This window comes from Noviherbaspirillum malthae, assembly GCF_015352985.1.
Classification (GTDB): domain Bacteria; phylum Pseudomonadota; class Gammaproteobacteria; order Burkholderiales; family Burkholderiaceae_D; genus Noviherbaspirillum; species Noviherbaspirillum malthae.
The window spans coordinates 43,219-50,322 of sequence record NZ_JACYXF010000045.1; the positions used below are offsets into that span (position 1 = coordinate 43,219).

Annotated in this window: 8 protein-coding genes and 1 rRNA gene; 3 read left to right on the forward strand and 6 right to left on the reverse strand. The window is 58.7% G+C overall.

Translation table 11 applies throughout. The features are described 5' to 3' along the window. Positions 1 to 18 precede the first annotated feature (18 nt). On the forward strand, positions 19 to 432 hold the full coding sequence (locus tag IGW03_RS27825; protein WP_194725777.1) for a hypothetical protein: 414 nt from the start codon (positions 19 to 21) through the stop codon (positions 430 to 432). Positions 433 to 511: 79 nt separating this feature from the next. Here the strand turns inward: IGW03_RS27825 and IGW03_RS27830 are convergent, their stop codons facing one another. The 5 genes from IGW03_RS27830 to IGW03_RS27850 all read right to left on the reverse strand — a co-directional run bounded on the left by IGW03_RS27830 (position 512) and on the right by IGW03_RS27850 (position 5,167). Next, positions 512 to 1,393: an isocitrate lyase/PEP mutase family protein gene (locus IGW03_RS27830; RefSeq protein WP_194725778.1), complete on the reverse strand. Its 882-nt coding sequence runs from the start codon at positions 1,391 to 1,393 to the stop codon at positions 512 to 514. Further along, positions 1,390 to 1,896, reverse strand: a complete 507-nt coding sequence (locus IGW03_RS27835) for a LeuD/DmdB family oxidoreductase small subunit (protein ID WP_194725779.1) — start codon at positions 1,894 to 1,896, stop codon at positions 1,390 to 1,392. Before IGW03_RS27835 ends, IGW03_RS27830 begins: the two co-directional genes overlap by 4 nt. Beyond that, positions 1,893 to 3,188, reverse strand: coding sequence for a 3-isopropylmalate dehydratase large subunit (locus tag IGW03_RS27840; protein WP_194725780.1), 1,296 nt, complete (start codon positions 3,186 to 3,188; stop codon positions 1,893 to 1,895). The genes IGW03_RS27835 and IGW03_RS27840 overlap by 4 nt, the downstream gene beginning before the upstream one ends. Continuing rightward, on the reverse strand, positions 3,185 to 4,144 hold the full coding sequence (locus IGW03_RS27845; protein WP_194725781.1) for a tripartite tricarboxylate transporter substrate binding protein: 960 nt from the start codon (positions 4,142 to 4,144) through the stop codon (positions 3,185 to 3,187). Before IGW03_RS27845 ends, IGW03_RS27840 begins: the two co-directional genes overlap by 4 nt. 246 nt (positions 4,145 to 4,390) lie before the next feature. Next, complete coding sequence (locus IGW03_RS27850) at positions 4,391 to 5,167, reverse strand: GntR family transcriptional regulator (protein WP_194725782.1); 777 nt, start codon at positions 5,165 to 5,167, stop codon at positions 4,391 to 4,393. A gap of 145 nt (positions 5,168 to 5,312) precedes the next feature. Between IGW03_RS27850 and IGW03_RS27855 the strand changes: the two genes are divergently transcribed. Both IGW03_RS27855 and IGW03_RS27860 read left to right on the forward strand, forming a co-directional pair. Continuing rightward, on the forward strand, positions 5,313 to 5,450 hold the full coding sequence (locus IGW03_RS27855) for a hypothetical protein (protein WP_194725783.1): 138 nt from the start codon (positions 5,313 to 5,315) through the stop codon (positions 5,448 to 5,450). A gap of 115 nt (positions 5,451 to 5,565) precedes the next feature. Further along, entirely contained in the window at positions 5,566 to 6,678 is a 1,113-nt protein-coding gene (locus IGW03_RS27860) for a hypothetical protein (RefSeq protein WP_194725784.1), read from the forward strand. 326 nt (positions 6,679 to 7,004) lie between these two features. Here the strand turns inward: IGW03_RS27860 and rrf are convergent. Then, positions 7,005 to 7,104 (reverse strand): 5S ribosomal RNA (rrf, locus tag IGW03_RS39310); the annotation flags it as partial.

The window sequence follows — 7,104 nt, forward strand, 5'->3', positions numbered from 1 at the left end:
AACAGGCTACGGACCACCATGAATTCCTCCTGGCTCACGGAGAGCGAGATTGCAGAGTATGCGCATCTTTCCGAAAACATCACGCAGCAATGCAACTGCAGCAAACAGACGTTTGATGCATGGGAAAGCCTTCCCGTTACCTTTCCCGAAGAGCAGCTTGAGCGCAAGGGCGCAGTGACCGCGCCGTCGGATAAGGAAGCGACGGTCAGGGAATACCATCCGCGCGGGACCAATTACTGGTCGTCCGATGCGCCGATCGCCTTGCATTACTTTCCCGCCAACCGCAGCGATGTCTGGCAATGCAAGGCCTGCAAACGCTGCTTTCTTCGATATACCGAGTTTGGCGGCTATTACATTGACAAGCGCATTCGGGCGCTGCGCGCCAGCTTGCTGTTTGCTGGCCCGTACATGGATGAGGATGTGACATCCTGACCATCGCTACCTGGAAGAGGACTTCAGTACCAGCTTGGTCAAAGTCCGCCTCCGGTGCGCCGTACCGGATCAGGCGCCGTTATCCGTACTGACGCGCGTTTTCAAGAATCGACCGGGTTCCAAGCAGCTCGTTGAGCCCCGCAAAATCGAGCATGCGTCCGGCATTGCCCTGGTTGCTGCCGGAACGGCGCAGTTCGGCGAAATAGGCATCGAGCGCATGCGCCACGGCGCGCACCGTCCCGCCGGGAAAGATCGCCAGGCGATAGCCGATATCCTGCAGCTCGCGCGCGCCTTTCAACGGCGTCTTGCCGCCTTCCACCATATTGGCCAGCAGGGGAATGCGCGAAGCGAAGCGTTCAGTGACCGATCGCATCTGCTCGACGTCGCGCACCGCTTCGATGAAGAGCACGTCGGCGCCGGCCTCGACAAAGGCTTCTGCGCGATCGATTGCGGCATCGAAACCTTCCACCGCGACCGCGTCGGTACGAGCGACGATCAGTGTTTCTTCGCTTCTGCGGATATCCACCGCAGCCTTGATCTTGCCGACCATCTCCTCGCATGAAATGAGGCTTTTGCCGTCGAGGTGGCCGCAGCGTTTCGGACTGGTCTGGTCTTCAAGCTGGATGGCATTCGCGCCCGCCTGCTCGAGCCGCCTGACGGTGCGCTGCACGTTGAGGGCGTTGCCGTAACCGGTATCGGCATCGACGATCATCGGCAAGGTGCTGCGCTCGCGGATGGCCGCCACGGTCTCGCAGACTTCGGCAAAACTGACCAGGCCGATGTCGGGCGCGCCGAGGCGGGTATAGGCAATGCTTGCACCGGACAGGTACATGGCTTCGAATCCGGCGCGTTCCACCATCAAGGCGGAAAACGCATCGTAGATACCCGGAGCAATCAGGATGTCGCTCATGTCGTTCTGCTGCAGTCTCGTCTTGAGCAAGGCGGTTGTGGTGCGTGTCATGTGATCCCTCTTGCGTCGCGCTCCCGCGACATTCGTTTTTTCAGATGCGGCAACAGGCCGCCGTCCTCCACCATCTCCATCAGGAAGGCGGGTACCGGCTCGCACGACAGCGTAATGTCCTGCTGCGGCAGGTAGATGCGCCCTGCCTTGGCATCGAGTTCGATCGCCGCGGCATCGGGAATGCGGTCCGCGTCGTCGCATACCAGGGCGAGCAGACCGAGATTGAAGGCATTGCGATGAAATATGCCGCCGAAGGAACGTGCGATTACAGCTTGCACGCCGAGCGCACGCAGGGCCTGCGGCGCCTGCTCCCTGGAAGATCCGATGCCGAAGTTGCGGCCGGCGACCAGCACGTCGCCGGCTCGCGCCGAACCGGCGAACTCCGGCCTTACCGCTTCCAGGCAATGCTTTGCCAGCTCCTCGATCGGCAGCTTCATGTACTGGCCGGGAGCCATGACGTCGGTATCGATGCCGTCGCCGAATTTCCAGACGCGTCCATTCATGCCTGCTCTCCTGTCATGGCCGGTACGGCACCGAGCAGTTCGCGCGGATCGCTGATCATTCCGGTCACGGCGGCGGTGGCCACCGTCAAGGGCGACGCCAGCCATACACGGCTGCTCAGCGCACCCATGCGCCCCTTGAAGTTGCGTGCGGTGGAAGAGATGACACGTTCGTTTTCGCCGAAGCGCCATTGTCCGTAGCCGGCGCAGGCGCCGCAGCCCAAAGGGAGCATTTGCGCGCCGGCCTGCTCCAGAACCGCAAGCGTGCCATCCGCCTTCGCTGCGTTCAAATCCTTCAGCGATGCCGGCGCCACCAGCAGGCGCTTGCCTTCCTGCACGCGGCGTCCTTTCAAAATGCGAGCGGCCATGCGCAGGTCTTCCAGCTTTGCGCCGGTGCAGGCGCCGATATACGCGGTATCGATCTCCTGCCCGGCATAGGCATCGACAGGCGCGGCATTGGCCGGGCTGTGCGGCGCCGCGACCTGCGGCACAAGCTCTCCGGCGTTGTACACATGCCTGGCGAGCAAGGGCGCATCCGTATCGCTGCGCCATGAGGATATGTCATCGCCGATGTCCACGCCGGCGTTGTGCAGGTAGGCCAGCGTCACGTCGTCGGGCGCAATCAGGCCAGCCTGTCCGCCCAGCTCGGCAGTCATGTTCGACAGCGTCATGCGTTCCTGCATGTTCATTGCCTTGATTGCGCTGCCGGAAAATTCCACCGCCTGATACTGTCCGCCATCCATGCCGAGCTGCCCGCACAGGAACAGCATCACATCCTTGGCGGTGATACCGTCGGCAAAGCGCCCATTCCACTCGATACCGATTGTCTGCGGCACCTTCAGCCAGATCTCTCCGGTGGCGAGTACGCCCAGCATCTCGGTAGCGCCGATGCCGAACATGTAGGCACCAAATGCGCCGCCGGTCGTCGAATGACTGTCGCCGCCGACGATCAGCATGCCGGGCCGGATATGGCCCTGTTCGGGCAGCACGACATGGCAGATGCCCACTTCATCATGAAAATTGCGAATGCCCGCCTCTTTCACCCAGTTGCGGGTGAATTGAAGGATCTGCTGCGAATCGGGATCGTGCGCCGGCACGTAGTGGTCGGTAATGATCACGTAGCGCTGCGGGTCCCAGACATTGGCGCCAAGCGATTCGAGCATCGGCGCGACGCGGCGCGGCCCGGAAGAATCATGTGACATCGCAAGATCGACCTTGCAGGTCACGATCTCGCCCGGCTCGACGTGTGTACGTCCGCTGGCGCGGGCGATGATCTTTTGTGCAAGCGTTTTCATTCGACCACCGCGCCGGAGAATTTCACGATCTTTGCCCAGCGCTGAATGTCCTGCGTGACAAAGGAGCCAAACTGCGCCGGTGTCATCGAGGCCGGGTGGCCGCCGTCATCATCCAGCCGCTTCTGGAAGGTCGGATCGGCGATTGCCTTCTTCGCCGCATCGTAGAGCTGCTGCGTGGTTTCCGCCGGCAGCTTCGCCGGGCCGAAGAGGCCGAACCATGCATTCGACTCAAAACCCTTGACGGTATTGCCGATCGGCGGTGCCTTCGGAAACTGGGCCATCGGCGTGGCGCTGGTGACGCCGAGAATCTTGATCTTGCCGCTGTTGACGTGCGGCAGGACGTTGATGGTGCTGGCGAACATCAAATCCACGTGGCCGGCGATCAGGTCGGTCAGTGCGGGCGCGGTTCCCTTGTAGGAAACATTGACGATGTCGACGCCGGTCATCATCTTGAACTGCTCTCCGGCCAGGTGCAGCGACGAGCCGATGCCGCCGAGCGCAAAGTTGAGCTTGCCCGGATTTTTCTTGGCATAGTCGATCAGTTCGGCGACATTGTTGGCAGGTACCGATGGCGAGGCAATGAGCACGCTTGGTACGGTCGCAATCATCGTGATCGGCGTGAAGTCCTTGACGGTGTCGAAGGGCAGTTTCTTGTACAGCGTCGGATTGACCGTGTGGCTGGTGAAGCTCATCAAGATGGTCTCGCCGTTCGGCTCGCTCTTGGCCACGTAGTCGGCCGCGATGTTGCCGCCGGCGCCCGGCTTGTTCTCGACGATCACCGTGCGCTTGAGCGGCCCTTCCATGCCTTTGGCCACGGCGCGCGCGAGGTTGTCGGTCGTACCGCCAGGAGGTGCGCCGACGATGATGCGGATGGGACTTTGCGCCAGTGCGTTGCCGCATACGAATGCGGTGATGGCGATCAGTCTGGCGACGAAAGGCTTGGATGAACGTTTCATGCTGTCTCCTTGTAGGTGAAACCGGCCATGCACTTGGAATATCGGCACGGCTTGAATTGGCCAATATGCGCCGGGTTTGGATGACCGCGCACAGTGATTGCTGCACGATTGATGCAAGCGTGCGCCGGCGAAGCGCATGAGCGCCTGTGCTTCGCCTTTCATTCCCCTTGAATTCATCCGACGCAGCTGATGCGCCTCATGCCTTTGATTCGCTTATTGTCATTGACCTGTCTGCGGCTTGGTGACTCAAACAATGTTGGGAGTAACGCCGTCACCCTGATACCACACGCGAGCTTCGCCTTCAGTGCCGCGCGACAGTTCCATCTGGTATTCGTATCGATCCGGCCGGTACAAACCATGCAGCAGCTGCACCGGATATCCCTGCACGTCGCGCACGACGCGATTGACAGCCAGCAGGGCCGAACCGACATCCACTTGCAGCGAGCCGGCTACCGTCGTACTGGCCAGCCTTGCGCTCATGGTCTGGCGTGCGGTCGCAATATTGACGCCGCTCTCTTCCATCAGGCTGAGCATCGGCTTGGTCTCCAGCGCGGCGCGCTCAAGGCAGCCGCCGAACTGCTTTGGAACGAAGGTGGTGATATGCGATACCGGATCGTCCTTGATGCTTCGCAGGCGAACCGCCTTCACTACCAGATCCCCGGTCTTCAACTCCAGAGAAGCCGCGACGGCTACCGGCGCCGGCACCACTTCAAGGCTCAATACCTTTACCGTGGTTTTTTCCGCCATGTTGATGATGTTCTGCAGCAAGCCTTTGGGCTCAGGGGTCAGTGCCGTGTTTTCCCTTACGAATGAACCTAAGCCGCGACGGCGGTAGATCAGGTCATCCTTCACCAGTTGATCGAGCGCCTTGCGCATCGTTATGCGAGAGACCTTGAACCGCCGCGCCAGCTCCAGCTCGCTCGGCAGCGGCTCCTGCGGGTCACGGCCGCCTGCCAGTTCTTCCTTGAGAATTAGGTAGATCTGGTGATACATCGGGACCACGGAGGCAATAGTTGCGTTCATGAGCGCGCCGGCACAACGAGATGCATTCATTCTGCGCATGTCAGAATGTACTGTCAATAAGACATTTGGGCATACATTTGAAAATAATTGATGCCTTGTTTCCCAGTTTTAATATCTCGAGCAGATACTTCTCGGTGGAAACAACATGATGGCTGCAGTTCTTTCTTTCTCATTTCCCCAAGATAGACGAAGCAACGACCGAGATCTGTTTGAGCGAGATTCGCCGGGCATCACCTGGCAAGTGGAAGACAGTGATCCGCCAGACGATAAAATTAGCCGCTGATTCAACCGGGTCGACCCCGTTCAACGTTGAGGCTTTTCGAAATCGTAAGTCTGCTGATGGATAATAGATCGAATAAGCACCACTCCGGCAGATGCGGATTCCCCTTGATACGTATATGAAAAAAACAATCTTGCTTCCGATCCTGGCATGGACATTTTCGCTGCACGCTTCGGCGGAATTGAAAGTGGAATCGGTGAAGATAATCGGCAAGGATGCGCGTGCCGCCGACACCGCGTTCATACCCGACATCAATATGCCGGTCGTGCTGCCTCTGACCGGGCCGGCAGCAGCCAACATTAACGATGCGATGTATATCGAATTGTTCGGTACGCTTGCGCCGCCAAAGGTCGCCAAGAAATACGATGTGGGTGTGTTGGAAGGGATGGCATCCCAGGAGTTTTCAGTAACGCGCAACGACCGGATATTGACGCTGGAGTTTGATACGGAAGGCTGCGGTGCATACTGCGAAGGCTATCAACAGGTGTTTGCCTTTGATGCGAAAACGGGCCGTCGGATTACGCCGGCCGATGTGTTGACCAGCCAGGGGCAGCGTGAGGCCTTGCGCCTGCTGCGCAGAAAGAAGATTGCTGCTTATTCCGAACAGATTGAAATCAACCGTGCCGATCTCCAAGTGCAGCGGCACAAGAAAGCAGGCAAAGAGGTGATCGGCGATCTGCAGGAAAGAATCGCGTTGAATGCGGATTGCCTGGCACAGGCCAAGGCACCGATGACTGAAGAAAGGATACGCTGGCATCGTCTCAACCCAACCAGGGAGGCTCTGCTGGTGACGTCCGCTCGCTGCAGCAATCATGCGATGCGCGCGTTGGACGATGTGGATCAGGTAACGGTCAAGATTCCTTATGGAGAGATTATGCCGCACCTGACACCATATGGCCGCAGCCTGTTTCTCGGTGAAGGCGACGGCAAGCCTACCGAGGTATTCGGTCAAGTCCTGCGAGGCAAAATCGGCACGAATTCAATTACCATGCTGATCTCCAACGAGGATGGCGAGAATGTGCATGGTTCGTACTTCTATAACCGGCAACGCAAAAAACTGGAGTTGAATGGTCAGCGCCGGGGAAAGACGATCGAGTTGACGGAAAGCATTGACGACGGTTCGTCAAATACCGGCAAGTTCGTACTCACGATCGATAGCTCGACCGTCAAGGGAGCTTGGAGTGATATGAAGGGCACCAAGCAGTTTGAGGTAACTGCCAGCGCTCCGTGAACCTGATTGAAATTTTGCAATACTGGCCAGGATGACGCGTTTGGATGAAGGCTTACGCGCCTGCATGGACTCTTAAAGACTGAATGATATGGAATAACGTGTGCTGAATGGCAACTTTGCTCTACCGAAGAGCATGCCTTTCCGGATGCCGAGACCATCGGCATAGCCGAGGTGCGGTGTGCAGTATCCGTTATTCGTTATGCGCTATTGGTTACTGAGGACCACCTGCCAGTGCTGCTTCTCTTCGGACACGGCCGCGCAATTCCGTCCGCGCAAAGCAAACAGCCCTGCGTCCGGATGGAGGCAGGGCTGATGCGGTAGAACTAGCCTGACGATTACCTACTTTCACACTGGTTGCAGCACTATCATCGGCGCGATGTCGTTTCACGGTCCTGTTCGGGATGGGAAGGGGTGGGACCAACTCGC

What these genes read in the sequence shown, in the direction of transcription:
- IGW03_RS27825 (WP_194725777.1), top strand. Translation starts at nt 19, where the DNA reads ATGAATTCCTCCTGGCTCACGGAGAGCGAGATTGCAGAGTATGCGCAT.
- IGW03_RS27830 (WP_194725778.1), bottom strand. Translation starts at nt 1,393, where the DNA reads ATGACACGCACCACAACCGCCTTGCTCAAGACGAGACTGCAGCAGAAC.
- IGW03_RS27835 (WP_194725779.1), bottom strand. Translation starts at nt 1,896, where the DNA reads ATGAATGGACGCGTCTGGAAATTCGGCGACGGCATCGATACCGACGTC.
- IGW03_RS27840 (WP_194725780.1), bottom strand. Translation starts at nt 3,188, where the DNA reads ATGAAAACGCTTGCACAAAAGATCATCGCCCGCGCCAGCGGACGTACA.
- IGW03_RS27845 (WP_194725781.1), bottom strand. Translation starts at nt 4,144, where the DNA reads ATGAAACGTTCATCCAAGCCTTTCGTCGCCAGACTGATCGCCATCACC.
- IGW03_RS27850 (WP_194725782.1), bottom strand. Translation starts at nt 5,167, where the DNA reads ATGAACGCAACTATTGCCTCCGTGGTCCCGATGTATCACCAGATCTAC.
- IGW03_RS27855 (WP_194725783.1), top strand. Translation starts at nt 5,313, where the DNA reads ATGATGGCTGCAGTTCTTTCTTTCTCATTTCCCCAAGATAGACGAAGC.
- IGW03_RS27860 (WP_194725784.1), top strand. Translation starts at nt 5,566, where the DNA reads ATGAAAAAAACAATCTTGCTTCCGATCCTGGCATGGACATTTTCGCTG.